The 23,653-nt window shown below is 69.1% G+C and carries 25 protein-coding genes, 1 tRNA gene and 3 pseudogenes; 22 read left to right on the plus strand and 7 right to left on the minus strand.

The features are described from left to right. The 12 genes and pseudogenes from FCN22_RS19810 to FCN22_RS19865 form a co-directional block, all read left to right on the plus strand. Window positions 1-468: pseudogene (locus tag FCN22_RS19810) on the plus strand (hypothetical protein); the annotation flags it as partial. Next, entirely contained in the window at window positions 468-1,400 is a 933-nt protein-coding gene (locus tag FCN22_RS19815; protein ID WP_137123293.1) for a bifunctional DNA primase/polymerase, read from the plus strand. The pseudogene FCN22_RS19810 and the gene FCN22_RS19815, both read left to right, overlap by 1 nt. 32 nt (window positions 1,401-1,432) lie before the next feature. Continuing rightward, on the plus strand, window positions 1,433-2,086 hold the full coding sequence (locus tag FCN22_RS19820) for a DUF2637 domain-containing protein (protein WP_137123294.1): 654 nt from the start codon (window positions 1,433-1,435) through the stop codon (window positions 2,084-2,086). Continuing rightward, the gene (locus FCN22_RS19825; RefSeq protein WP_137123295.1) at window positions 2,083-2,487 is read left to right on the plus strand and encodes a hypothetical protein; all 405 of its coding nucleotides are present in this window, start codon (window positions 2,083-2,085) and stop codon (window positions 2,485-2,487) included. The genes FCN22_RS19820 and FCN22_RS19825 overlap by 4 nt, the downstream gene beginning before the upstream one ends. Before the next feature lie 93 nt (window positions 2,488-2,580). Beyond that, window positions 2,581-3,471, plus strand: coding sequence for a hypothetical protein (locus tag FCN22_RS19830; RefSeq protein WP_137123296.1), 891 nt, complete (start codon window positions 2,581-2,583; stop codon window positions 3,469-3,471). Then, on the plus strand, window positions 3,468-4,469 hold the full coding sequence (locus tag FCN22_RS19835) for a ParB N-terminal domain-containing protein (RefSeq protein WP_137123297.1): 1,002 nt from the start codon (window positions 3,468-3,470) through the stop codon (window positions 4,467-4,469). Before FCN22_RS19830 ends, FCN22_RS19835 begins: the two co-directional genes overlap by 4 nt. A 36-nt stretch (window positions 4,470-4,505) precedes the next feature. Next, window positions 4,506-5,198, plus strand: a complete 693-nt coding sequence (locus FCN22_RS19840) for a hypothetical protein (protein WP_137123298.1) — start codon at window positions 4,506-4,508, stop codon at window positions 5,196-5,198. A 13-nt stretch (window positions 5,199-5,211) separates the two neighbouring features. Further along, window positions 5,212-6,822 carry a M23 family metallopeptidase gene (locus FCN22_RS19845; RefSeq protein ID WP_137123299.1) on the plus strand — a complete coding sequence of 537 codons (1,611 nt, stop codon included), beginning with the start codon at window positions 5,212-5,214 and terminating at the stop codon, window positions 6,820-6,822. A gap of 6 nt (window positions 6,823-6,828) precedes the next feature. Further along, complete coding sequence (locus FCN22_RS19850; RefSeq protein ID WP_137123300.1) at window positions 6,829-7,095, plus strand: DUF6112 family protein; 267 nt, start codon at window positions 6,829-6,831, stop codon at window positions 7,093-7,095. 173 nt (window positions 7,096-7,268) lie between these two features. Further along, complete coding sequence (locus tag FCN22_RS19855) at window positions 7,269-7,568, plus strand: DUF6112 family protein (RefSeq protein WP_373681359.1); 300 nt, start codon at window positions 7,269-7,271, stop codon at window positions 7,566-7,568. A gap of 30 nt (window positions 7,569-7,598) precedes the next feature. After that, window positions 7,599-8,978 (plus strand): conjugal transfer protein TrbL, encoded by a 1,380-nt coding sequence (locus tag FCN22_RS19860; RefSeq protein WP_137123315.1) that lies wholly within the window; start codon window positions 7,599-7,601, stop codon window positions 8,976-8,978. Window positions 8,979-8,981: 3 nt separating this feature from the next. Next, window positions 8,982-10,451, plus strand: coding sequence for a PrgI family protein (locus FCN22_RS19865; protein WP_137123302.1), 1,470 nt, complete (start codon window positions 8,982-8,984; stop codon window positions 10,449-10,451). A 2-nt stretch (window positions 10,452-10,453) separates the two neighbouring features. Here FCN22_RS19865 and FCN22_RS19870 read toward each other — a convergent pair whose 3' ends face one another. Next, window positions 10,454-11,515, minus strand: coding sequence for a CHAT domain-containing protein (locus tag FCN22_RS19870; protein WP_137123303.1), 1,062 nt, complete (start codon window positions 11,513-11,515; stop codon window positions 10,454-10,456). A 115-nt stretch (window positions 11,516-11,630) separates the two neighbouring features. Here FCN22_RS19870 and FCN22_RS19875 point away from each other — a divergent pair, with 115 nt between their 5' ends. From FCN22_RS19875 to FCN22_RS22405, 8 genes and pseudogenes are all read left to right on the plus strand, one after another. Next, window positions 11,631-12,461 (plus strand): hypothetical protein, encoded by an 831-nt coding sequence (locus tag FCN22_RS19875; RefSeq protein ID WP_137123304.1) that lies wholly within the window; start codon window positions 11,631-11,633, stop codon window positions 12,459-12,461. Then, window positions 12,458-13,943, plus strand: a pseudogene (locus FCN22_RS19880) (VirB4 family type IV secretion system protein). Before FCN22_RS19875 ends, FCN22_RS19880 begins: the two are co-directional and overlap by 4 nt. Continuing rightward, on the plus strand, window positions 13,940-14,488 hold the full coding sequence (locus FCN22_RS19885) for a hypothetical protein (protein ID WP_137123305.1): 549 nt from the start codon (window positions 13,940-13,942) through the stop codon (window positions 14,486-14,488). The pseudogene FCN22_RS19880 and the gene FCN22_RS19885 overlap by 4 nt, the downstream one beginning before the upstream one ends. Beyond that, window positions 14,485-16,263, plus strand: coding sequence for a type IV secretory system conjugative DNA transfer family protein (locus FCN22_RS19890; RefSeq protein WP_137123306.1), 1,779 nt, complete (start codon window positions 14,485-14,487; stop codon window positions 16,261-16,263). Before FCN22_RS19885 ends, FCN22_RS19890 begins: the two co-directional genes overlap by 4 nt. 80 nt (window positions 16,264-16,343) lie before the next feature. Continuing rightward, window positions 16,344-16,784, plus strand: a complete 441-nt coding sequence (locus FCN22_RS19895) for a single-stranded DNA-binding protein (protein WP_137123307.1) — start codon at window positions 16,344-16,346, stop codon at window positions 16,782-16,784. Window positions 16,785-16,821: 37 nt separating this feature from the next. Then, window positions 16,822-17,361: a hypothetical protein gene (locus FCN22_RS19900; protein WP_137123316.1), complete on the plus strand. Its 540-nt coding sequence runs from the start codon at window positions 16,822-16,824 to the stop codon at window positions 17,359-17,361. 4 nt (window positions 17,362-17,365) lie between these two features. Beyond that, window positions 17,366-17,593, plus strand: a complete 228-nt coding sequence (locus tag FCN22_RS19905) for a hypothetical protein (RefSeq protein WP_137123308.1) — start codon at window positions 17,366-17,368, stop codon at window positions 17,591-17,593. A gap of 237 nt (window positions 17,594-17,830) precedes the next feature. After that, a pseudogene (locus FCN22_RS22405) lies at window positions 17,831-18,817 on the plus strand (recombinase family protein); the annotation flags it as partial. A 243-nt stretch (window positions 18,818-19,060) separates the two neighbouring features. Here the strand turns inward: FCN22_RS22405 and FCN22_RS22410 are convergent. Both FCN22_RS22410 and FCN22_RS19915 read right to left on the minus strand, forming a co-directional pair. Next, the gene (locus FCN22_RS22410) at window positions 19,061-19,300 is read right to left on the minus strand and encodes a hypothetical protein (protein WP_238384867.1); all 240 of its coding nucleotides are present in this window, start codon (window positions 19,298-19,300) and stop codon (window positions 19,061-19,063) included. 130 nt (window positions 19,301-19,430) lie between these two features. Further along, window positions 19,431-19,503 (minus strand) — tRNA-Ala (locus tag FCN22_RS19915). A gap of 209 nt (window positions 19,504-19,712) precedes the next feature. Here FCN22_RS19915 and FCN22_RS19920 point away from each other — a divergent pair. Beyond that, window positions 19,713-20,825, plus strand: a complete 1,113-nt coding sequence (locus FCN22_RS19920; protein ID WP_137123309.1) for a Dyp-type peroxidase — start codon at window positions 19,713-19,715, stop codon at window positions 20,823-20,825. Beyond that, window positions 20,822-21,619, plus strand: coding sequence for a family 1 encapsulin nanocompartment shell protein (locus FCN22_RS19925; protein ID WP_137123310.1), 798 nt, complete (start codon window positions 20,822-20,824; stop codon window positions 21,617-21,619). Before FCN22_RS19920 ends, FCN22_RS19925 begins: the two co-directional genes overlap by 4 nt. A gap of 69 nt (window positions 21,620-21,688) precedes the next feature. On the opposite strand, the gene FCN22_RS19930 is transcribed toward FCN22_RS19925, so the two are convergent. Genes FCN22_RS19930 through FCN22_RS19945 form a run of 4 tightly spaced genes read right to left on the minus strand, consistent with a single transcriptional unit; the run spans window position 21,689 to window position 23,494 of the window. Continuing rightward, the gene (locus FCN22_RS19930; protein ID WP_238384868.1) at window positions 21,689-22,321 is read right to left on the minus strand and encodes a histidine phosphatase family protein; all 633 of its coding nucleotides are present in this window, start codon (window positions 22,319-22,321) and stop codon (window positions 21,689-21,691) included. A gap of 1 nt (window position 22,322) precedes the next feature. Beyond that, window positions 22,323-22,685 (minus strand): ribosome silencing factor, encoded by a 363-nt coding sequence (rsfS, locus tag FCN22_RS19935; protein WP_137123311.1) that lies wholly within the window; start codon window positions 22,683-22,685, stop codon window positions 22,323-22,325. Then, entirely contained in the window at window positions 22,686-23,303 is a 618-nt protein-coding gene (nadD, locus tag FCN22_RS19940; protein WP_274381648.1) for a nicotinate-nucleotide adenylyltransferase, read from the minus strand. After that, entirely contained in the window at window positions 23,300-23,494 is a 195-nt protein-coding gene (locus FCN22_RS19945) for a hypothetical protein (protein ID WP_137123313.1), read from the minus strand. The genes nadD and FCN22_RS19945 overlap by 4 nt, the downstream gene beginning before the upstream one ends. Window positions 23,495-23,653: the final 159 nt, after the last annotated feature.

The following is a 23,653-nucleotide window of genomic DNA, read 5'->3' on the forward strand; positions in this document are numbered from 1 at the left end:
CAATGCACGCAGTTCGCCGCCACCCAAATTCGGACGACCACCACTACGAGCCTGCAGCCCTGGTGCGGAAAAGAGCTCGCGCATGTTGTGATGCACGATCCCGACGACGAGGAGGCGCGGCAGCATCGCGGCATCCGCGAGGTCGAAGCCGAGTCCGTCGCGCTGATGATCGGGGCGGCGCACGGCATGGACACCGCGGGGTACACGATCCCGTATGTCTCGAGCTGGGCCGCCCGCGTGGACGGCCAAGAGCCCGTCCAGGTGGTGCAGGCCACCGGCGAGCGGGTGCGGAAGACCGCGCTGGCGATCCTCGACCAGCTCGACACGCTCCAGGTCGGCGATGGCACCCCGCCTGGCCTCGAACGCGACACCCCCAGTCCGCGAACCGCCCGCACGGCAGCGCCCTCGGTGGAGGCTGATCGGCCGCGCGCTGCGCCTGTGCCCGAGCTGGCAGGTCGGGGGCTGTGATGCCCGAGCCATTCGATGTCCTGGCAGCGCTCATCCGCGTGGATCGCTCACCAAGCCTGACGTTCGCTGCGCGGAGCCTCGCGGCGGCCGGCGTGCCCGTGTTCCCGTGCCTCGTGGAGGGGAAGCGTCCGCTGACCCGCCGTGGGTTCCTCGACGCGAGCAGCGACCCGGAACAGGTTGCCGCGTGGTGGTCGCGCACACCGAATGCGAACATCGGCATCCCGACGGGAGCGGTATCGGGCGTTGTCGTCGTCGATGTCGATGTCCACGGCACCCACGATGGCCGGGCGGCGTTCCAGCGCGCCTCCGACGCGGGGCTCGTAGATGGAGCGGGTCTGCTGGTGCGCACACCGACCGGTGGCGTGCACGTCTACTTCCCGGCGACACTAGGCAGCGAGCAGCGGTCGTGGCAGGCAGCCACCGCGGGTGTCGATTTCCGGGGCGACGGCGGCTACATCATCGCTCCGCCCTCCCGACGAATCATCGACGGCCACGTCCGCCGCTACGAGGTCGCCGACATCGCCGCGCACTCGGTTAGCTCGGTGGACGCGGCCCGTCTGCGGGACTTCCTCGACCCGCGCACCGTCGCCCCGCCACGCGCCGGCGGCACCTCGGTCGCTGTTGATGGGAAGCGGTTGGCGGCGTGGGTTGCCGGGCGGGGTGAGGGCGAGCGGAACCGGGGCCTCTTCTGGGCCGCCTGCCGCCTCGCCGAGAACGGCGTCTCACCCACCGATGCCCTCGACGCCTTGGGCGCGGCGGCACAGTCGGCAGGTCTGGGCGATCGCGAGATCACCACGACCGTGCGCTCCGCCTACCGCGCCACCCAGCCCGCGCCCGAGGCCCCGTCAGATCGGCGGAGCCAGGGCGCGGGTCGGTGGTTCGGTCGCACGGCGAGCCCGCCGTCCGCAGCCTTGGGGAGGGCGGGGCTGTGAGGCGTGAATCGGACGGGCGGCGCTGGGCTGCCATGACGGCGGTCGCGGGGACGGTGTTCATCGCCGCTGGGGCGTTCTGGCTGTCGTTCACGTCGCTGGCCGATCTGGCCGCGCGCTCCGGGATCGGTGCGGGGCAGGCGTGGGCGTGGCCGCTGATCGTGGACGGCATCATCGTCGTCGCCACGGTCGCCGTCGTCGCCCTCGCTAGGCAACGCTCGGCTTGGTATCCGTGGGCGCTGCTGGTCGGCGGCGCGCTCGTGTCCGTGACGGCGAACGCCATTCATGCCGTCGTCGCCGCAGACGCAGATATTCCAAGGATGCTCGCGGCCTCGGTCGCAGCGGTGCCGCCCGTCGTTTTGCTGGCCATCACGCACCTGACCGTGATCCTCACCCGCACGACAGACCCCGACCCCGACAAGGGGCCTGCCGGCGCCGCGTCGTTCTCGACGGTCACCGCGGAGTCGATGCCCCCGCTGCCGTCCGGCGAGACGGAGGCTGGCCGTCGCGACGACGGTGTGGCGAATCGGCGTGCCCTGGGGTGGGAGCTGCGGGAGGCGGGCTGGTCGAACAAGCGGATCGCCCGCGAACTCGGGGTGCATCCCTCGACGGTGGGCCGCTGGTTCGCCGTCGCGCACCTCACTGACACCACCGACACCGCCGACGAGCGGGAGGAGACGACCCCATGAACACCACCGACAACCCGCAGCACCGCGACGCCGCCAGGCCCGATCCGGTGCGGCTGATGCCCGAGGAGCCGCGGGAGCGCCCCGAGCCCGCCGAGGCGACGAGCACGCCGGAGGCGGTGCGGGCCGCGCAGGTCGCCCGCGACGACAAGCAGCACGCGCTCGTTCGCGGGCGCGGCGTGGAGTGGGTGCGCCCCACCGACCTGATCGCTCGGCACTCGGCGCACGCTGCCGGGCGGGGTCTCGATTTCCAGGCCGAGCTCGCGCGCCGCACCCGCACCCCAATCGGGGCCGGCGTTCGGCATCTCGGGGATCGCGCCCGGCGGCTGCCTCCGATCTCGGCGTTCGGGCGCAGCACCGCACCGGCGTCGCAGATGTCCCGGTCCGGGGTCTCGATGAGTTGACGGTGGTGAGAGGTCATGGCTGCGACGGCATCGGGATGCAGGACGCACTCGTGGGAGCGAGTGCGCACCTGCCTGCCAGGAGGTGCCGACACCATGATCACACCAACCCGCACCAGCACCGAGCAGTTGACGGCCCACGGGGCTGAGGACTTCACCACCGGCGAGGGCCTGCGCGCCCTGCTCAACCGCCTTGCCGAGGGCGGCGAGGACGCCTGGGTTCACGACCCGGTAGCCCGCGACCTGATGGAGTTCGCCGCCGACAAGTACCGCGCTCTCGCGAGGAAGCACAAGCTCGACACCTGGGAAGCGGTCACGGCAGCGTTCGACGCGATGCAGTACCGCTCGACCCGCCAGGCCAACGATCCGTGGGCGATCATCACCCACGCCGTGCGGATCACCTGCGTCTACGAGGAACGCGCCCAAGGATTGCTCTGTTCGGTGCACCAGGCCCGCCGCGCGCACGTCTCGGCGTTCCACGACCCCGAACGGTTCTCCGAACGCGACACCGCGCTGGCCGACTTCCACCCCGCGTTCCACACCACCGACCTGCGTCCCAGCGACCTCGAACCGGAACCGCGCGACAGTCTCGGGTCGGCGCAGGCGTGCATGTCCGCCGGATCGGCGGCCGAAGACGCCATCGCGATGCTGTGTCTGCTCGACTGGCCAACCGACACCGCACGGGCCGCTGTCGAGCACGTCTGCGGGGCGTTGATGAAGGCCGGCGCCCGCCAGTCCGCCTACGAGGCGCTGCGCCGCGACCGGCACGCGCGGGCACTGCTCGACCTGCCGCGCCGTTCCTGGGCCGCGCTCCTGAAAGCGCTACTCGGGAACCCGCACCCGGCCTACGTGGCCACCAGCAGCGGTCGCGGCATCCTGCTCCGCCTCCTGCTCGGCGAGACCCTCGACCTGCTGCTCCGCGACGACGACCTGATCCTCGCGCTCGCACTTGCCGCGCCGAGTGGTGGGGGCGGTGAGTCATCGTGACCGAGCCACAGATCGGCAGCATTCAGCTCGACCGCACCGTCGATTCGATCCTCGTCGGCACCCGGCACCGCGCCGACCTCGGCGACATAGACGCACTCGCGGCCTCCATCGGGCGCGACGGGCTGCTGCAACCGCTCACGATCACCATCGACGGCGTGCTGGTTTGCGGGGCACGACGCCTGGCCGCGATCAAGAAGCTCGGCTGGCGCACCGTCAACGTGTGGGTTCGCAGCGGCCTGTCCGACCGGCTCGGGCAGCTCCTCGCCGAGCAGGACGACAACATGCTTCACAAGCCCTACACGCAGCTCGAAGCCGCTGGTCTGTACCGAGAACTCAAGCAGGTCATGACCGAAGACGCCGCCCGCCGCAAGAGCGCCACCCAGTTCAGCAGCGAGAACCAACCGGGAAACGACGGTGGTGCAAACTTTGCACCACCGTCGAACGGACCACTCGGGAAGACCCGGGAGCAGGCGGCGGCGATGATTCCTGGCGGCGCCTCGCACACGACGCTGGAGAAGATCGGCTACCTCGAAGACATCGCTGGCAACCCCACCCAGCCCGAGACTCTGCGCGCCGAGGCCGCCGCTGGGCTGGAGAGGATCGAGGCCGGTGAACCGGTGCATCCGATCTATCAAGCGATCCGCGACACCGACACCACCGAACGCGAGCGGCGCGAGGCCGAGCTGCACGCCCGCGCCGAGGCCGCCGTAGCCCGCGCGAAGTCGATCAAGAAGGGCAAGCGAACCTCACCGCGCCCGCTGCCGCTCGTCACCGACGACGGGCAACCCGTCCGCTACCCGGTGCGCGCGTTCGTCCAGACCTGGGGTGAACTGACGAACTGGTGGACCCACTACGACGCCGACACACTCGCTGCCGAGCTGACCGAGGAGCAGTTCGAGAACTTCCTCGCCACCACCGACGGCACCGTCCGGTTCGCCGACGCACTCCGAGCCGCCCGCGAAGGCACGACGGAGCGGCCACGACTCCGAGCGCTCTGACCGCTGGCATGGGTGTCGGGTGTGCACCTGCTCGGCATGAGCCCTTCACCCACCGATCCCCGGAACCGCCGCCGACTCGTCGCCCTCATTGCCGCCGGTATCGTCCTGCTGCTCCTGGCCGGAGTCGGCGTCTACGGACTCCTCACCGGCCCCCGCAGCAACACCAGCCCCGATCCCGGCCCGGAACCCCGCCCAGTCGCGACGGCACCGCCGACCGTGGCACCGAGCACGCCGCAGCCACCACGGGTTCCATCGGTTCCGCGTTCGGCCAATCCCGAGACCTTCGCTCAGGGCGTCGCATCCACTCTGTTCGCGTGGAACACGGCCTCGGGGCTGCGGCCGCTGGACTACACCTCAGCGATCCTCGCGGTCGGTGACCCCAGCGGGGACGAGCAAGCGGGGCTCGCCTCCGACGTGGCCGCGTACCTGCCGACCCGCGATGCCTGGATCGAGCTGCGGCAGTACGTCACCCGCCAGCACCTCGCCATCGATACCGCGTACGTGCCTGACGCTTGGGCCGAGGCGTTGACGCAGGCCCAGCCGGGGCAGCTCGCGGCAGGAACGACGGCCGTCACGATCGAGGGCACCCGCCACCGCGCCGGGGAATGGAACGGCCAACCGGTCACCAGCGAGCATCCGGTCGCGTTCACCGTGTTCGTCGTCTGCGCCCCGACGTATCCGACGTGTCATCTGCTGCGGCTCTCGCAGCTCGACAACCCGCTGCGCTGAAGGTGTTGGCGTCGTGTTCCGCAAAGCCGCCATCGCGTCCCTGGCACTGCTGTTCTTCGCCCCCGCCGCAGCACTCCTCGGCATCGGGGTGCTGATGAACCCCGCCGCTGCGTACTGCGCCACACCTGCCGGGACCGTGAACCTCGGACCGATCCCGGACGCGCTCACCGTGACCACCGCGAACGACGAGACCTTCACGCTGAACCGTCAGCAGCTCACGCACGCGGCCACGATCATCGCCGTCGGCAACGGCATCACCGACGTGGGCAGGCCCGGAATCAAGATCGCGCTGATGGCCGCGCTCACCGAGTCAACGCTGCGGATGCTGTCCAACACCGGCACCTACCCCGAGTCGGCGAACTACCCGAACGACGGCAACGGCGGCGACCACGACTCCCTCGGCCTGTTCCAGATGCGCCCGCAATCGGGATGGGGCACCGTCGCAGAGTTGATGGACCCGAACTATCAGGCGCGAGCGTTCTTCGGCGGGCCGACCGGCCCGAACTACCCCTCACCGCGCGGCCTGCTCGACATCCCCGGCTGGCAACAGATGGACCCCGGCGAAGCCGCCCAAGCCGTCGAAGTGTCCGCCTACCCCGACCGCTACCGCAACTACGCGCCCGTCGCCGACAGCATCCTCACCGCCCTCGCCACAGACGGCAGTGCTACTGGCGGTGCGGGCGGCCCGGCGGTGTCGTCGTCGCGGGTGGTGTTCCCACTGCCCGAGGGCACCTGGGTGCTGACCTCGCCGTTCGGGATGCGGGTGCACCCGATCACGGGCGAACGGAAGATGCACACCGGCACCGACTTCGCCGCGCCCGACGGCACACCGATCCTCGCCGCCGCAGACGGCACCGTCACCGTCGCGGAGTTCACCGGCGGGTACGGCGGCCTCATCGTCATCGAGCACACCATCGACGGCCAGACCGTCGCGACCGCGTACGCGCACATGTGGCAGAGCGGTATCCACGTCCGCCGCGGAGACCGGGTGAGCGCCGGGCAGCACATCGGCGATGTCGGCTCCTCCGGCATGAGCACCGGCGCACATCTGCACTTCGAGGTCCGGCCCGGCGGCACGAACAGTGAGGCAATCGACGCCGCCGCCTGGCTCAACCAGCACGGGGCCGCGAACCTGCCGACAGCGACGAGCGGATCACCCGCCGCCTGCAACACCACCACCGGCGGTGCGCCGACCGGTGTCGATGGAGACCCCGACCGGCTCGTCGACGATCCCACCAGCTCGGGCAAGATCGCCGCCCGCATGCTCCACCTCTACCAGCAGACCCTCACCGCGTTCCCCGGCACTGACTGGGGCTGCTACTCACCGCGTCCCGGCACCAAATCCGAGCATCCGCTCGGGCGGGCGTGCGACATCACCTTCGGCAACCGGATCGGCCAGCGACCCACCCCGGCCCAGCTCGACGCCGGCTGGAAGGTCACCAACTGGATGAAGGACAACGCCGACGTGCTCGGCGTCGAGTACCTGATCTGGCAAGGCCAAATCTGGTCCGTCGCCCGCGACGCCGAGGGCTGGCGACCCTACAACGGCGGAGGCATGCACGACCCCGCCTCCATCACCGGAGGCCACTACGACCACCTCCACGTCACAGTCAAGGCAGGGTGATCGACGATGGGTGTCTTCCCCGACTTCGACGGGCTCGGCGGCATCGGCGACCTGCGCGCCGTGGTCGGCGCGCTCCTGACGTTCGTCCTGATCGTCGCCGTCCTCATGCTGATCGTCTCGGCGATCGTGTGGGCCATCGCGACGGCTCACGGCAACTACGCCACCGCCAGCAAGGGACGCATCGGAGTCCTCGTCGCCGTCGGTGCCGCCGTCCTCGCCGGCGGTGGCGTCGCCTGGATGAACTGGCTACTCAACCTCGGCCAACAAATCTGACACTGAACACCACCCGAGCCCGCGATGCCCACGTCCTCACCGGCGTGGGCATCGACGTCTCCGCTGTCGAGGGGTCACGGGGTGCACCTGTCGCGTGTACCCCGTCTGCGAGTTCGTGGGCGGGTCGCCCGTCGCCAAGGAGACCTACCGTGTTCGATCTGCTCGCCGCCGTCATGTCCGCGCCGCCGCTATTTGTGCCGATGGACATCAACATCGACCCCAACACCAACGGCCTGCCGGGGATCAACCAACTGCGCACCATCGTCGGCGCGATGATGACCATCGGCCTCATCCTGTCCGTGCTCGCGCTGATCGTGTCCGCGATCGTGTGGGGCTTCGGCGCGAACTCCTCCAACCCGCACCTCGCCTCACGCGGGAAGATCGGCGTCCTCGTCTCCTGCGGTGCCGCGGTGATCTGCGGCGCGAGCGTGACGCTCATCAACTTCTTCTGGAACGTCGGCCAGTCCGTCTGACCCGCCTGTCATCGAGAGCTGGTGTTCGTGATGGGCGTGTGCGACGTTCCCGTTATCTCCTCGGTCTGCGATGCCGTCGGCGAAGGAGCCGCCTCTCTGGTCGCGGCCCCGTTCGACTGGCTCGCCCAGGCGATGGGTGCCGCCGCCGGGTGGCTGTTCGAGGCGGTCTGGTTGGTCTTCGACACCACGACGCTGGTGGATGTCACCAAGCCCGGCTACATCGCCGTCTACAACCTGCTGTTCGGCATCGCGGTCTTCGTGATGCTGATCTTCTTCTGCCTCCAACTCATCACCGGGCTGATCCGACGCGACCCCACCGCCCTCACCCGCGCCGCGCTCGGGCTGGCGAAGTCCGTCCTCGGGTCGTTCGTGGTCATCACTCTCACTGCGCTGCTGCTGGAAGTCGTCGACCAGCTGTGCATCGGGATCGTGCAAGCCGCCGGAGAGAGCACCGAGTCGATGGGCGACAAGATCGCCCTCCTCGCCGCAGGGCTGGTCGGCATCAATATCGCCGCACCCGGCGTCGGAGCGATCATCACGATCTTCATGGCCGGCCTCGCGATCACCGCCGCCGCCATCGTGTGGCTGTCCCTCCTCGTCAGGAAAGCACTCCTGCTGGTCGCGGTCGTGTTCGCGCCACTCGCGTTCAGTGGCGCGTCCTGGGACGCCTCGCGGGGATGGATCGGGAAGTGGGCGATGTTCGTCGTCGCGCTGATCTGCTCCAAACTCGTCCTCGTCGTGATGTTCCTCGTCGCGATCACCCAGGTCTCCGCACCGATCGACGCCGACCTCGCCTCGGTCAGCGATCCCATCGCGGGGATCGTGCTGATGGCGATGGCCGCATTCGCCCCGTACCTGACGTACAAGTTCATCGCGTTCGTCGGGTTCGACATGTACCACGCAATCGGCTCCGAACAGGACGCCAAGAGCGCACTCAACCGGCCGATCCCCGTCCCCACCAAGCCGCAAGGCGGCGGCGACCCGAAGAAAGTGCTCGACGGAACCAGCAGCAGCGGCGGGAACGCGAGCGGAGGTTCCGGTGGAGGAAGCAGCGTACCGCCACCGCCAAAGACCCCAGCACCGGCACCCGCCGCGGGCGGCGGAGGCGCAGCCGGTGGTGGAGCTGCAGCAGCAGGCGGGGGTGGCGCAGCGGCGGCCGGTCCCGTCGCGGCGGGGGTGGTGGTCGGGGCGAGTGTCGCCAAGGGTGCCGCGACCGCCGGGCCGAAGGCCGGAACCGCGCTGGGCACCCAGGGCGAGAACGCCGCCGACGCAGCCGCGCAAACACCGCCACCGCCCGCCGCCTCGCCTGCGGCGCCGCCGTCGAGCCCGGCACCACGACCGCCGAGCACCGACCCGTCACGGCCGCCGAAGCAACCCCCGCCACCCGCGCCACGCCCACCGAAGGAGTAGACGATGAGCAGCACGAACAACGACCGGCCCACCGCGGGCGAGCTCGTGCCGGTGAAGTTCTCCCGCCTCACCCGCCGCGGTGTCCTCCTCGGCCTGTCGCTGACCCAGCTCATCACGCTCGCCATCGGCGGAGCCACGCTCATCGGCGCGTTCTACGCCGGAGGTGGGATGCTGCTCGCCTACAGTGCCCCGATCTGGGTACTCGCCGCCGCGCTGACCTGGATACCGATCGCGCGCCGGCCCGTCGTGGAGTGGCTGCCCATCGCCTGCTGGTGGCTGTGGCGCACTACCGGCGGGCAACTGCTGTACCGGCGCAGGATTGTCGTCCCGCGTCCCGTCGGAACCCTCGCCCTGCCCGGAGACATGGCGCGACTGCGCGAGTACACCGACCCTGACACCAGCGCAGGGATGATCCACGACCCCCACGCGGCCACGTTGACCGTGATATGCGAGGTCACCCATCCCGCGTTCGTGCTGCTCGATCCCGGCGAGCAGGAACGCCGCGTCAGCTCCTGGGGCCGCGTGCTGGCCACCGTCTGCCGCTCCGGGCGGATCGCCACTCTTCAGGTCTTGGAGCGCACGCTGCCGGACTCTGGCACCGGACTGACCGAATGGTGGGCCACCCACGGCACCCCGGACGGGTCGTGGGCGGCCGACACCTACGCCGAACTCATCGACCGCGCGGGACCCGCCGGCGAACGCCACGCCACCACGCTCTCGCTATCACTGGACATGAAGACGGCGGCACGGCAGATCAGGACCGCGGGAGGCGGGATACGCGGTGCCGCAGCCGTCCTGCGGCAAGAGATGAACACCCTCGTCGCCGCGCTGCGCTCCGCCGACCTCTCGCCGTCGGGATGGCTGACACCGGGGCAGATCGCGGTGATGCTGCGTTCCGCCTACGACCCAGCCATCGCCGCCACCCTGGAACGCCACGGCAGGCTCGGCCAGTCCCTCGCGACCGCCGGGCCGGTCGCCGTCACCGAGTCCTGGGGCAAGCTGCGCACCGACTCCGCTCACCATGCAGTGCTCTGGGTCAGCGAGTGGCCACGGTCGCTCGTCTATCCGGGATTCCTGTCCCCGGTGCTGCTGTCCACCGGCATCCAACGGTCGTTCTCACTGATCTGCACCCCGATGCGCTCCGACGCTGCTGCTCGCGACATCCGCAAGAAGAAGGTCGAACACATCTCCGACCAGGCCCAGCGAGCGAAGATCGGCCAGATCGAAGACGCCTCCCAAACCGCCGAGTACCACGACGTGCTCCAACAAGAAGCCGACCTCACCGCCGGTCACGGCATCCTCCGCTACACCGGCCTCATCGCCGTTTCCGCACCCACCGTCGAGGAACTCGACGCCGCCGTCGCCGCCATCGAGCAGGCCGCGATCCAAGCCTCCTGCGAGACCCGGCTGCTCGTCGGCCAGCAAGCAGCCGCGTTCACAGCCGCCGCTCTACCGCTCTGCCGTCGGGTCTGAGTTCAGCCTTCGGGGCTGACGAGGATCGTGGTTGACGGATCGACGTCGGGCGCCCAGGCCAGGGTCGGCAGGTCAGCGCTTTCCAGTCCCGCGAGTTCGAGCGCAGCTTGTCCCGACAGGTGGGAAGAGTTGATGGACTGCCCGTTTGCGACTGCCGCGTAGAACTGTGCGGCGTAGTTGATCGCATCGGCGTCTTCGATGCTGTCGGCCATCCCGATCGCGAATGGCACGACTTGGGCCACCAGGTCGTCAATCTGGGCCGCGGAGCTGCAGGAGTTCAGCAGGACGAGGAGTGGAGGATCGTCGGTTGCGCTGATTGCGCGTGCGAAGGCTCGCGCCGTCACGATCACTCCCTCGTGGGGTTCGTCTAGTTCATCCTCAAAGACGATCAGGTCGTCGTTGCTGTGGCCCGAGAAGTGGACTACGTGAGGGCGGAACTTCGTGATGCCGTCCAGTAGGTCACCCGTGGTTGCTGCTGGCCGCACATCGAGTTCGATCTGGTCACGGTGCAAAGCCGACTCGACCGCTGCCCGGATGCGCTTCTGCTCCCTTCCAACGCGGAGGTCACCTTCGGCCGAAGCACCCAGCATGAGCACTCGGAGCTTCTCCGGCTTGGGCGCTGGGAGCTGACGCAGCGCGTGACTGACGGCTACCTCGGCACCACTGATCCGCGATTCAAGCTGGGCACGTTCAGCCGCCGCCCGCCGGTCGGCACGCTGCTGCTCGCTCTTTCGGCGTCTCTCGGCGGCATCGGCCTCCGACTGTTCGGCACGGGAGAGCTTGGTCTGTAGCGCGGCCTCGTCCTTCGCGTAGCCGGCTGCCCGTGTCTGCCAGCGGCTGGCCTCCTTGCCCGCAGTCTCCGCTTCCTTCTCGCGGCGCTCGGCGTCCCGCAACTTGCTGCTGCGGGTGGAACTGTTCGTCGTCTTTGCGGCAGCCTGCCGTGCCTTGGCGGCATCGGCACGTTTCGAGGACTCCTTCGACCGGTACTCACCCGCCTTCTTATCCGCGTCGATCCGCTGCTTGCGCTTGCGGTCAAGCTGTCCTCGGTACTGACTTGCGCTCACTCTGTCGTGCTCCTGCCTCGTTTGCCCTCGTGTCACCTACAACGCTAGGCCGCACCACCGACATTTTCCGTTCGCTGGTGCGCACCTCCCCGTCACACGGCACCAGGAGGTCACCATGCCCACGTTCTTCGATTCGACTGCCGATGCCGCTGAGGCGTCGGAGGCGCTGCGAGGGTTGGCCCACGCGAGCCGGGGGTTCGATCAGCCCGCCGAGATGTATGGGGTGATCGGTGATCTGTCCTCGGGGATGCGGTCGCTGCGGCAGGCGCTCGACCAGATCGCCGATGTCCACGAGCGCAAGGCCGCGCACGCCTTCAACGACGCCGGCAGCCACGAGGCAGGAGTGCGGGACGCTCTCGCCACTGCGGAAGAGCTGCGGCGGGCGGCGAATCTCGTCGACCGGGCTTTTGACCGGCTCGCGGAAGGGTTCATCGCGGCCGGGCGGATCGCTTGGCATCCCGAGCCCGCTGTCGAGGAGGCCGCGCCGGCGCGGTGGGTCAGTGTGGTGTTCCTCCAGGGCGAGGAGGCCGACAGGCCGTTGCGCATCCTCGGTGAGCTGGGGCATGTCGATGCGGTGGACTTCCTCGCGCAGTGGGACTACGGCGACGAGACCACACAGGCCGCGCTGGAGAACGGCTACGTCTACGACGAGCCCGGCGAGGGAACGAACGACCGGGTGGCGATCTCGGGCGACTACGCGCTGGTCGTCAACCCGCACGTCGGCTACGTCTCGCTCCTGCGCCGCTACACCGAACCGGAGGCAGAACGCCTGGACGCCGAACAGGTCGAGTCCGCTCCGGTGAAGTCTGGGCCGGAGCTGCTGGTGTCGTACTCCTCGCCGGGTGCCCCGGAACGGGCCGATCTGCCGACGGCGAAGCGGGATCGGTCGTGGTTCGAGCCGGCGAAGATCACGGCGGTCAAGCAGGCGCGGGGGCTGGTGCGGTGACCGAGGATCGCGCGCGGCTGCACACCGCTGTCCTGGTGGCACCGTCGAAGGAGCGGCGGAAGCTCCGTAAGCAGCGCCGCAAGGCCGAGGCCCGGCTCCACGCCGAGCAACGGAGGACCGCGATCGCCGCAGCGAAGGCGAAGGCCGAGGAGGAACGTGCCGAACGGCGCGCCACGGTCTACCTACCGAAGGCCGGCGAACCTGGCAATGCGCGATTGCGCACCCCTGGTCGGTTCCATCTGACGCGGCATCAGGACACGTCGGCGACGCTGGCGGGCCTGTACCCGTTTGTCGCTGAGGGTGGCCTCGGTGCCGATGGTGTGTTCGTCGGCCAGGACCTGTACTCGGGCGGCAGTTTCGTCTACGACCCGTGGGTGCTCTACGCACGCGGCATCATCACGGCACCCAATGTGGTGCTGGCCGGGATCGTCGGCTCCGGCAAGTCATCGCTGGCCAAGTCCCTCTACACGCGGTCGCTACCGTTCGGGCGGCGCGTGTACGTGCCCGGCGACCCGAAGGGCGAACACACCGCCGTCGCCAACGCCGTCGGCGGCAGAGCCATCGTCCTCGGGCATGGACTCAACACTCGCCTGAACCCGCTCGACGAAGGCCACCGGCCCAGCGGCCTGTCGGACCAGCAGTGGGCCTCGACCGTCGCCGCGCGGCGTCGTGACCTGATCGGCGCGCTCGCGGAGACCGTGCTCGCGCGCGGGTTGTCGCCGTTGGAGCACACCGCGATCGACATCGCCCTGACCCAGACTGTGCGGGAGAACGACGTGCCGATCCTGCCGATGGTCGTTGACCGCATCCTCGCCCCGAGCGCGGAATGCCGACGGCCGGTTGGCCGAGGCCGGCAGGCTCGTCGGCCACGCGCTGCGCCGTCTCGTCGCCGGCGACCTGGCCGGTCTGTTCGATGGGCCTTCGACGGTCGCGTTCGATCCGTCGTTGCCGATGATCTCGCTCGATCTCTCGCGGGTCACCGAGAACTCGACCCTGATCTCGGTGTTGATGACGTGCTCGTCGGCGTGGATGGAATCCGCACTGCTCGACCCGAAAGGTGGGCAGCGGTGGGTGATCTACGACGAAGCATGGCGACTCATGTCCCACCCGGCGTTGTTGCGGCGGATGGATGCGCACTGGCGACTCGCACGGCACTACGGGATCGCGAACATGCTGATCTTCCACAAGCTCACCGACCTCGACAACGTAGGCGACCAGGGCTCGGCCATGCGCTCCCTGGCCAACTCGCTGCTGGCGAATGCGGAGACGCGGATCGTGTACCGGCAGGAGTCCGACCAGCTCGGGCCGACCGCGACCGCGCTCGGCCTGACCGGCACCGAGCAGCAGCTCTTGCCGAACCTCGGCGTCGGACAAGGCCTGTGGCGGATCAAGGCCAGGAGCTTCGTCTGCCAGCACCAACTCCACCCCGACGAACTCGCCCTGTTCGACACCAGCAGCCGCGCAGCGGGAGGCCACCGATGAACCTCAATGGCCCGCGCCGCCCCATCCCGAGCGAGGACGAGACGACGGCTCCGGTCGAGTTGCCGCACGTCGTCGTCACCGTCACCGGAGACGGCACCCTCACCGCGATGGTCGATGGAGCACCATTCGCGTCGCCGGACGCGATCGTGTGGACGCGGGCGACGTTCGGGCCACTCATGGATGCCATCACCCAGGACCGCACGATCGCGGTCCGGGTCGAGGTGCGCGAGAACGACGGCAGCGTCTTCACCGACATCCTCCGCACGCGCAAGCCCCGACGCGCCGTGGCCCCGTCCGAGAACCCTGTGCCAGAGACTCGTCGAAGTCGCCACGCCCGACGGACGCCACGTCTGGCGGAGGTCACCGCTGGCGGGTTCGTGCCCGGCGAGGATGTCGCCGTGGCGACGATCGTCTCCCACACCGACGCCACCGGAACCGGGGAGGCCCGAGCGCTCATCGACCTCGACGACCTGCCCGACGGCACACACGAGGTGATCCTGCTGGGGCGCATCTCGGGCACTCTCGCGGTGCGGCGGCTGACATGAACCAGCGGCAAGCCGGGGGCATGGGCGACGAACTCACCAACGCCGCACTCATTGGCCTGGTCGGCATGTTCGGGATCGCTCTCGTCCTCCGTGCGGCTGGCAGCGTCGCCGCGTTCCTCACCGGTACACCGCAGCCCGACGCTGGCGCAGCGGTGGGGCTCGCCGTGCTGTTCGACCCCGGTGATCCGGCGACCGTGCTCGGTGCCGACGGGCTCAATCCGGTCGTCTACTGGCTCGTCAGCGCGGCGCTGCTCGGCGGACTCGCCGCCGGGATCGTCTGGGTGTGGATCGTGCTGCGCCGACACACGCGGAAAACAGAGACCGACCCGCACCGACTCGCCGGGATCGCGACCAGCCACGAGGTCAAGACCGCAGCATCCGCGAAAGCGCTGCTTCACCGCGCGGCCACGCTGCGGCCCTCCTTGGAGTTGCCAGTACCACAAGATGTCGGCTACCTCCTGGGGTCCAGTCGTGGCACGAAGGTCTGGGCATCAGTCGAGGACTCGATCCTGCTGATCGGCCCACCCCGCTCAGGCAAGGGCCTGCATGTCGTCATCAACGCGATCCTTGACGCACCCGGAGCGGTCGTGACCACCAGCACGAGGCCCGACAACCTCACCGCGACCCTCCGCGCCCGACGCCGCAAGGGCGGGCCAGTCGCCGTGTTCGACCCCCAACACCTCGCCGAAGGCATCCCCGCCGGGCTGCGCTGGTCACCCATTCGCGGCTGCGACGATCCATTGACCGCGATGATCCGCGCCAATGGACTCGCCGCCGCCACCGGACTGTCCGCCGGAGGGGTCGAGTCCGGCGGGTTCTGGGAAGGCAAGACCCGCACCGCGCTCCAGAGCCTGCTGCACGCCGCCGCGCTCGACGGCCGCCCGCCGGCCGAGCTGTTCAGGTGGACCCTCGACCCCAGCGCCGCATCCGAGGCCGTCGCCATCCTCAACTCCCACCCCAATGCGGCGATGGGTTGGGACGACTCGCTGGCCGCGATGATCGACGCCGACCCCAAGACCCGCGACAGCATCTGGCAAGGCGTCTCCCTCGCACTCGCCGCACTCGCCGACCCCCGAGTGCTCGATGCCGTCACACCAGGCACGCACGAGCACTTCGACCCCGAGACCTTCCTCACTGAACAAGGCACCCTCTATCTACTCGCCACCGGAGCCGGAGCAGGAGCCTCCGCATCGCTGGTCGCGGCGTTTGTCGAAGACCTCATCGAAACCGCCCGCCGACTCGCCGCACGCTCACCCGGAGCACGGCTCGACCCGCCGCTGCTGCTCGCGCTCGATGAGATCGGGAACCTCGCGCCGCTGCCGTCACTGCCGACGCTCATGGCGGAAGGCGGCGGCACCGGGATCACGACCATGCCTGTGTTGCAGTCCCTCGCCCAGGCTCGCGACCGGTGGAGTGAACACCAGGCCGGCGCGATCTGGGACGCCAGCATCGTCAAGATCATCCTCGGCGGCGCATCTAACAGCCGTGACCTTCAAGACCTCTCCACCCTCATCGGAGAGCGTGACGAGTACACGGACAGCGTGACCCTCGGCGACCACGGCACCCGCTCCAACCAGCGCTCGATCCGCCGCGTCCCGATTCTGCCGCCAGACCGCATCCGCACTCTGCCGTTCGGCACCGGCATCACGATGCTGCGCTCCGCGCCGCCCATCGTCACCGACCTGCGCGCCTGGCCCACCCGGCCCGACGTCGCGCAGCTCCGCAGGGATCGCGACGAACTCGAAGCACTGCTGCGCCACCGGCCCACGTCCTGACGGCGCTTGGGAATCAGGGGCGCACCTGCCTGACAGAGCGACCCACACGAGTTGGTCGCCCGAGTCAGGAGGAGGCCATCATGGCCATTCACACCCAGGAATCGCTGTCAGGCTTCATCGCGTCGGAGCCGTTGCTCACCGAGACGACCAAGGGAGACGCCCGGTTCTTCGCTCGTATCGGCAAGGAGCACTTCCGCCGCGAGGACGACGGATCGTTCACGCAGACCGAGACGACCTACCACCACTTGGTGATGTTCGGGCGTTCTGCTGAGCACGCGCACGCGAACTTCACCCAGGGCGACAACTTCGTCGCCGAGGGCTACACGCGGCCGGTCAACTACGAGCGCAACGGTCAGGCGATTGAGGGCGAAGAGTTCGTCGCCAAGAAGATCGGCCATGACGCCGCGCGGACCCGCTACGAGGTGGATCGCACACCGCGCAATGGAGTCGGCCGGGACGCAGCGGCGTACGAGCCGACGCAGCGAGCAGCGACCGCGGCGCACGCCCCGGTCAGCATGTGAGTTCGGGAGCCACAGCACCATGAGCGATCAGCATGAGATGGATGAGCCGGACGTCTTCGACGGGCCGCCCCGCGTCACCAACGCGGACATGCCCGAGCCGCCTCATCCCGTGAACTGGAACCTGTTGACGGCGCACGAGCTGGAGCAGGAATGGCTCGCGCTGAACCGGTGGGTTGACTGGCTGCGACGTACCTACGGCCTCACCGTCGCGGTAGTGCCGCCGTTCTGGCACCACCACCCGGAGATGGTCTGGGAGTTGTCGGCGCTGCACCTGCACTGGCTCGCGGCCTACGACCCCGAGCAGAACGCATCCGCGCCGCTCGGCTGGCACCGCGACTTCGCCGACGCACGAGAGCGCCTCCGCTACTGGGTCACCGCCTGCGGCACCCGTGGCGACCGTGATCGCCCGACCCGACAAGCTGCGTGGCCCGGTGAGGACCCTGCACCCACGATCCAGGACTTCACCTTCACCGACCGCGACACCGAGTTCGTCGAGTTCGTCATCGCCCAAGTCCGTAAGCGCCAGGAGGCCGAAGACGAGTTCTACGCCAGCCTGGACGACGACGAAGCGCCATAGACCGATGAGCCGCTATGCCAAGAAGACCGACCGTCGCCCCTATGAGGAGCGGTCGTTCTCCGTTCGGGCCGTCCACCGCGAACGCGCCGACCTGCACAAGCTCGCCGAGGTTCTCATCCGGCTGACGTTGCAGGAGACCGGCGAGAGCCGCGCGGCCCGCGAGGCCGCGCGGGTGCCCGACACCTACCGGGCGACGACGGATGGCCTGGCCGCCTCTGAAGCCGCCCGGTAGAATGAACCGTGCAAGCCTCGCGATGCGGGGTGTTGTGGCCTAAACCTCGCCGCTCGGCGGGCAACACGCACCGAGACCATCGAGTCTCGCCCTACAGCCTTCATCGGCTGCTCTCACGATCAACACCCCCTCCCACCAACAGTGGGAGCGCGAGGGTCGAACCGCGTGAGAGTGAGCCCCCCGATGACCACCATCGCCGACGATCCGGCAGCCAGCCTCATCGACCCACCCAAGACAATGGCTGCCGCCGTGTCGTACCTGCGAGTCTCGACCCGAGAGCAGGCCGAGAAGGGCGGCACCGACGAAGGCTTCTCGATCCCAGCCCAACGCGAAGCGACCCGGCGTAAGGCCGAACAGCTCGGCGCCGGCATCGTCGAGGAGTTCGTCGACGCGGGAGCCTCGGCCAAGTCGTCCGACCGGCCCGAGCTGATGCGGATGATCCAGTACGTCAAGGCCAACAAGGTCGCGTACTGCATCGTTCACAAGGTCGACCGGCTCGCTCGGAACCGCGCCGACGACGTGAGCATCCACCTTGCACTCCAACAGTGCGGGGTCATGCTCGTGTCCGCGTCCGAGAACATCGACGAGACCCCGTCGGGGATGCTGCTGCACGGCGTCATGTCCACGATCGCCGAGTTCTACTCCCGCAACCTCGCCACCGAGGTCTCCAAGGGCATGACCCAGAAGGCCATCGGTGGCGGCACGAACGGACGAGCGCCCATCGGGTACTTGAACGTCCGCAAGCGCGACGAACTCGGCCGCGAGGTTCGCACGATCGAGCTCGATCCCGAGCGAGCGCCGATGATCGAGTGGGCGTTCAAGGCGTACGCCTCGGGCAACTGGAGCGTCAGCCAGCTCCACGACGAACTCACCTCACGCGGGCTGCGAAGCCTGCCCACGCCGAAGAGGCCGGCGAAGCCGCTGGCCGTGTCCACCATCCACCGACTCCTGACCAACCCGTACTACAAGGGCGATGTCATCTACCGAGGCACCCGCTACAAGGGCAACCACCCGGCGCTCGTGCCTGCCGAGGTCTGGTACCAGGTCCAGTCCGTGCTCACCGCGCACCAGTGCGCCGTCGAGGCGACCCAAGTCCACGGCCACTACCTCAAAGGCACCATCCACTGCGGCCAGTGCGGCTCCCGACTCATCGTCTCCAACGCGAAGAACCGCCACGGCAACGTCTACTGCTACTTCGTATGCTCCGGGCGACACTCCAAGCGCACCGACTGCACACGCCAAGCGATGCTCATCGAGGATGTCGAGAAGCTCGTCGAGGACTACTACACCCGCGTCCAGATCACGCCCGCCCAGCAGGACGCCCTCGCAGGGATGCTGCACCACGAGTTCGACCGGCTCATGGCCGCCGAAACCGAGGAACTGAAACGCCTCACCACCAACCGCGACCGGCTCGAAGGCGAGCAGGACCGGCTCATGCAGGCCCACTATGCCGACGCGATCCCGCTCTCAGTGCTCAAGCGTGAGCAGGACCGCATCGTCGCCGAACTCGACCAGGTGACCCGCCGCATCGATGCGCACTTCGGCGACTACGCCGACGCCCGCGCCCACCTCGACGACGCCCTCGGACTGCTCGCCAACTGCGCTGACATTTACACCCGCTGCGACGACACCAACCGGCGGCTGTGCAACCAGGCGTTCTTCACGAAGGTCTTCATCGACGAGGACAACGAGCTGCGCGTCGAGCACAACCGACCCTTCGAGATGCTCCTCGATCCACAGGTCAACGCCAACGCGCTGACCTGGGCCGCAGACGCGAACAAGGCCCGAACCTCGACCAACGTTACTGTTGGCAAGGGTTCGAGCCTTGTGCGTGCGGTGGAGCTGAGGGGACTCGAACCCCTGACCCCCTGCATGCCATGCAGGTGCGCTACCAGCTGCGCCACAGCCCCGCGCGAATTGCTCACGTGGACGCCCCCGATGGGGACCGACAGAGTGTATCCGCAAACACCACCTCGACAGCAAATCGGGAGGTCCCCGCGGGCGAATCCCCCGATCCCGTCGACAGACAGGCGCTGGCCGTGGGACGTGCTGCCCCGAGGGCGAGCCGCGGCCCCCGACGTCCTAGGCTGGGCAGCCCGCGAGCAAGGAGGTCGACCGTATGCCGCAGGCACGCGCGACGGGTCCCGAGCCCCAGGCCGTGGCCGGTCCCCTGACCGCCTCGGCGATCTTCCTCGTCCTCACCATCAACCCTGGTGACGCAGCTCGGGACACCGCACGATCGGTGGTTGCCGACGTCGGCTCGCTCGTGCGCGCCGTCGGGTTCCGCAGCCTGCACGGCAACCTCACCTGCGCGGTGGGGATCGGCTCGCAGGCCTGGGACCGCTTCGGGGCACGCAGCCGGCCGGCACAGCTGCACGAGTTCATCCCGCTCCGGGGCGACCAGCACGAGGCGCCCTCGACCCCCGGCGACCTGCTGTTCCACATCCGGGCCGAGCGGCTGGACCTGTGCTTCGAGCTCGAGCGGCTGCTCCTCGACCAGCTCGGTGACGCGGTGGCCGTCGTGGACGAGACGCACAGCTTCCGCTACTTCGACACCCGAGACCTGCTCGGCTTCGTCGACGGCACCGAGAACCCGACCGGCCAGGAGCTCGTCGACGCGGTCTTCATCGGCGACGAGGACCCCGAGTTCGCGGGCGGCAGCTACGCCATCGTGCAGAAGTACACCCACGACCTCGACGGCTGGCAGCAACTGAGCACCGAGCACCAGGAGCTGATCATCGGTCGCACCAAGATCGACGACGTCGAGCTCCCCGACGATGTCCAGCCGCCCGACTCGCACGTCGCGCTCAACACCATCGAGGACGAGGACGGCAACGACCGCGACATCCTGCGCGGCAACATGCCCTTCGGCACACCGGGTTCGGGTGAGGTCGGCCTCTACTACATCGGCTACGCGCGGGACGTGTGGGTGACCGAGCAGATGCTCCGCAACATGTTCATCGGCAACCCGCCCGGGCTCTACGACAAGGTCCTCGACTTCTCCACCGCCGTCACCGGCACCAACTTCTTCGTCCCCTCCCTCGAGCTGCTCGAGTCACTGGCAGACCTCGGCGACGGCGGGGAGGACTCGGCGCCCGAACCCGGCACCATCGCCGAACAGCTCGCCGACACGGACCCGACCCGGCGGGCACCCGGCGACACCGCACCACCCCCGGCCAAGCGCGACGGATCGCTCGGCATCGGCAGTCTCCAAGGAGGGCACCACCCATGAACAACCTGCACCGTGAGCTGGCACCGATCTCCGACACTGCGTGGGACGAGATCGAGGAGGAGGCGGCGCGCACCTTCAAACGCAACCTGGCCGGACGCCGGGTCGTGGACGTCCACGGGCCCGAGGGGATCGGGCTCGCGTCGGTCTCGACCGGCCACCGCCGCCCCGCCGTGACGACTCCGGACGGTGTCCAGGCCCGGCAGCGCGAGGTGTCACCGGTGGTGGAGCTCAAGATCCCGTTCGTCCTCAGGCGTGAGGACGTGGACGACGTGGAGCGCGGGTCGCTCGACTCCGACTGGCAGCCGGTGAAGGACGCGGCCCAGCAACTCGCCTTCGCCGAGGACCGTTCCATCTTCAGCGGATTCGCCGGCGGCGGGATCCGAGGCATCGCCGAGACGACCAGCAACCCGCGGATGGCGCTGCCCGAGGACGCGCGCGAGTTCCCCGACGTCGTGGCCCAGGCGATGTCCGGCCTGCGGCTCGCCGGGGTCGAGGGCCCCTACGTCCTCGTCGTGAGCGCCGACGCCTACACCAGGCTCAACGAGACCCGCGACCACGGCTACCCGGTCTACGACCAGGTCGCCCGGCAGCTCGAGAGCCGCATCGTCTGGGCTCCGGCGATCGAGGGGGCGGTGCTGCTGTCCACCCGCGGTGGCGACTACGACCTGCACCTCGGCCAGGACACGTCGATCGGCTACCTGCACCACGACGACGACGAGATCACGCTCTACCTGATCGAGTCGTTCACGTTCCGACCGCTCACCGACGAGGCCTCAGTCGTCTTCACCGCCTGACCCCCGCCTTGTTGCTGGGCGATGGCGTCATCGATGACGCGGTCCCCCAGCAACGAGCGGGTGGGCGGGTCAGGCGCCGACGTTCCAGGCGGTGATCCGCCAGCCGAGGCGGCCCTCGCTCAACTCGGCCCAGTGGCAGTTGTGCAGGCCGCCAATCGCGGTCCAGGCCGTGTGCTGGTCGATGCCGGCCAGGGACGCTGCGAGCGCCCTCCCCGTGACCCCGTGGGTCGCCACGACGGCGCACTCCCCCGGCGTCAGCCGCTCCACCAGCTCGTCCAGGGACGCCCGCCCGCGCTCGACCACCTGGGCCACGGTCTCACCGTCGACGCCGCGCGGCAGGTCCTGCCCCTGCGCCAGGGCGGCCTGCAGCTCCGGGTACCGCTCCGCGACGTCCCCCGCCGTCATTCCCTGCCACTGGCCGACGTGGATCTCACGCAACCGCTCGTCATACGTGACCTCGAGGCCGGCCACGGAGGCGATGCTCCGTGCGGTCTCGGCCGCGCGCTCGAGATCGCTGCTGAGGATGACGGAGGGCTCGTATGCCGTGAGCGCGGCCGCCGCAGCAGCCGCCTGGGCCCGACCGGTCGCCGAGAGCGGCGTGTCGAGCTGCCCCTGCCAGATGCCCTGCGCGTTGTGGGTGGTCTCCCCGTGGCGGACGACGACGATCCGTCGCACCTGCGCCCTGCCGCGCCCCCCGGCCACCTCAGGCCTCTACGGAGACGTCGATCGCCGGGCAGTCCTTCCAGAGCCGCTCGAGCGCGTAGAACTCCCGCTCGTCGTCGTGCTGGACGTGCACCACGATGTCACCGAAGTCGAGCAGCACCCAGCGTCCGTCGCGCTCGCCCTCACGGCGGATCGGCTTGACCTTCATGGCGTGCAGGCTCTCCTCCACCGCGTCGACCACCGCCTTGATCTGACGATCGTTGGCAGCGGACGCGATGACGAACACGTCGGTGAGGGCCAGCTGGTCGCTGACGTCGATCGCGACCACGCGGGTCGCGAGCTTGTCCGCCGCCGCTGCGCCCGCGGCGCGGGCGAGCTCGATGGCGCGTGGTGTGGCGGTCACTCAGTTCTCCTTCGGTGAGCCAGAGGAGGACTGGCGCGGCCGGTACAGTTGATATTTGGCGATGTACTGCACGACGCCGTCCGGCACGAGGTACCAGACCGGCTCCCCGTCGCCCACCCGCGCGCGGCAGTCCGTGGAGCTGATCGCCATGGCGGGCACCTCCTGCAGGGTCACGCCGTTGGTCGGGAGCCCCGTGCTGGACAGCTCGTGTCCCGGACGGGTGACGCCGATGAAATGGGCCAGCGCCCAGAGCTGGTCGACGCCCTTCCACGACAGGATCTGCCCGAGGGCGTCGGCGCCTGTGATGAAGAACAGCTCCGCGTCGGGTCGCTCGCGGTGCAGGTCGCTCAGCGTGTCCAGGGTGTAGGTGGGACCGGGGCGGTCGACGTCGACCCTGCTGACGGTGAAGCGGGGGTTGGAGGCGGTCGCGATGACCGTCATCAGGTAGCGGTGCTCGGGCGAGGTGACCGCCTGGTCGTCCTTCTGCCACGGCTTGCCGGTCGGCACGAAGACCACTTCATCGAGGTTGAACCGGGCCTGCACCTCGGAGGCGGCCACGAGGTGACCGTGGTGGATGGGGTCGAAGGTGCCGCCCATGACCCCCAGACGTCGCGTCAGTGCTTCTCGCCCTGTCCGTGCTCGCGGCTCGCCTCAGGGCGGTGGTCGGCGGCCGTGTTGCGGAACGACCACAGGAAGGCCAGGAGCACCAGGAAGGCGCCGACCGAGATCAGGCCGAACACGATCGACGGCATGGGCAGCTCGCGCGTGTGCTCTTCCGCGGTGACCAATGAGATCAGGGACGACGTCATGGGCCCCAGAGTACCGGTGCTGAGCCGATCCGGTGGCACCGGCTGGCCGGACGCCTCACCACCGCCGACGGTATGCCGGTCGCCTAGATATCCCAGGGCTCTGATCCGTCAAGCGGCTGCTGGTTGGCGGTGTGCCCAGGCGACTGCTTCGTCATAGGT

Origin of the sequence: Segeticoccus rhizosphaerae (assembly GCF_005222685.1) — a bacterium.
In the GTDB taxonomy this organism is placed as follows: Bacteria; Actinomycetota; Actinomycetes; order Actinomycetales; family Dermatophilaceae; genus Segeticoccus; species Segeticoccus rhizosphaerae.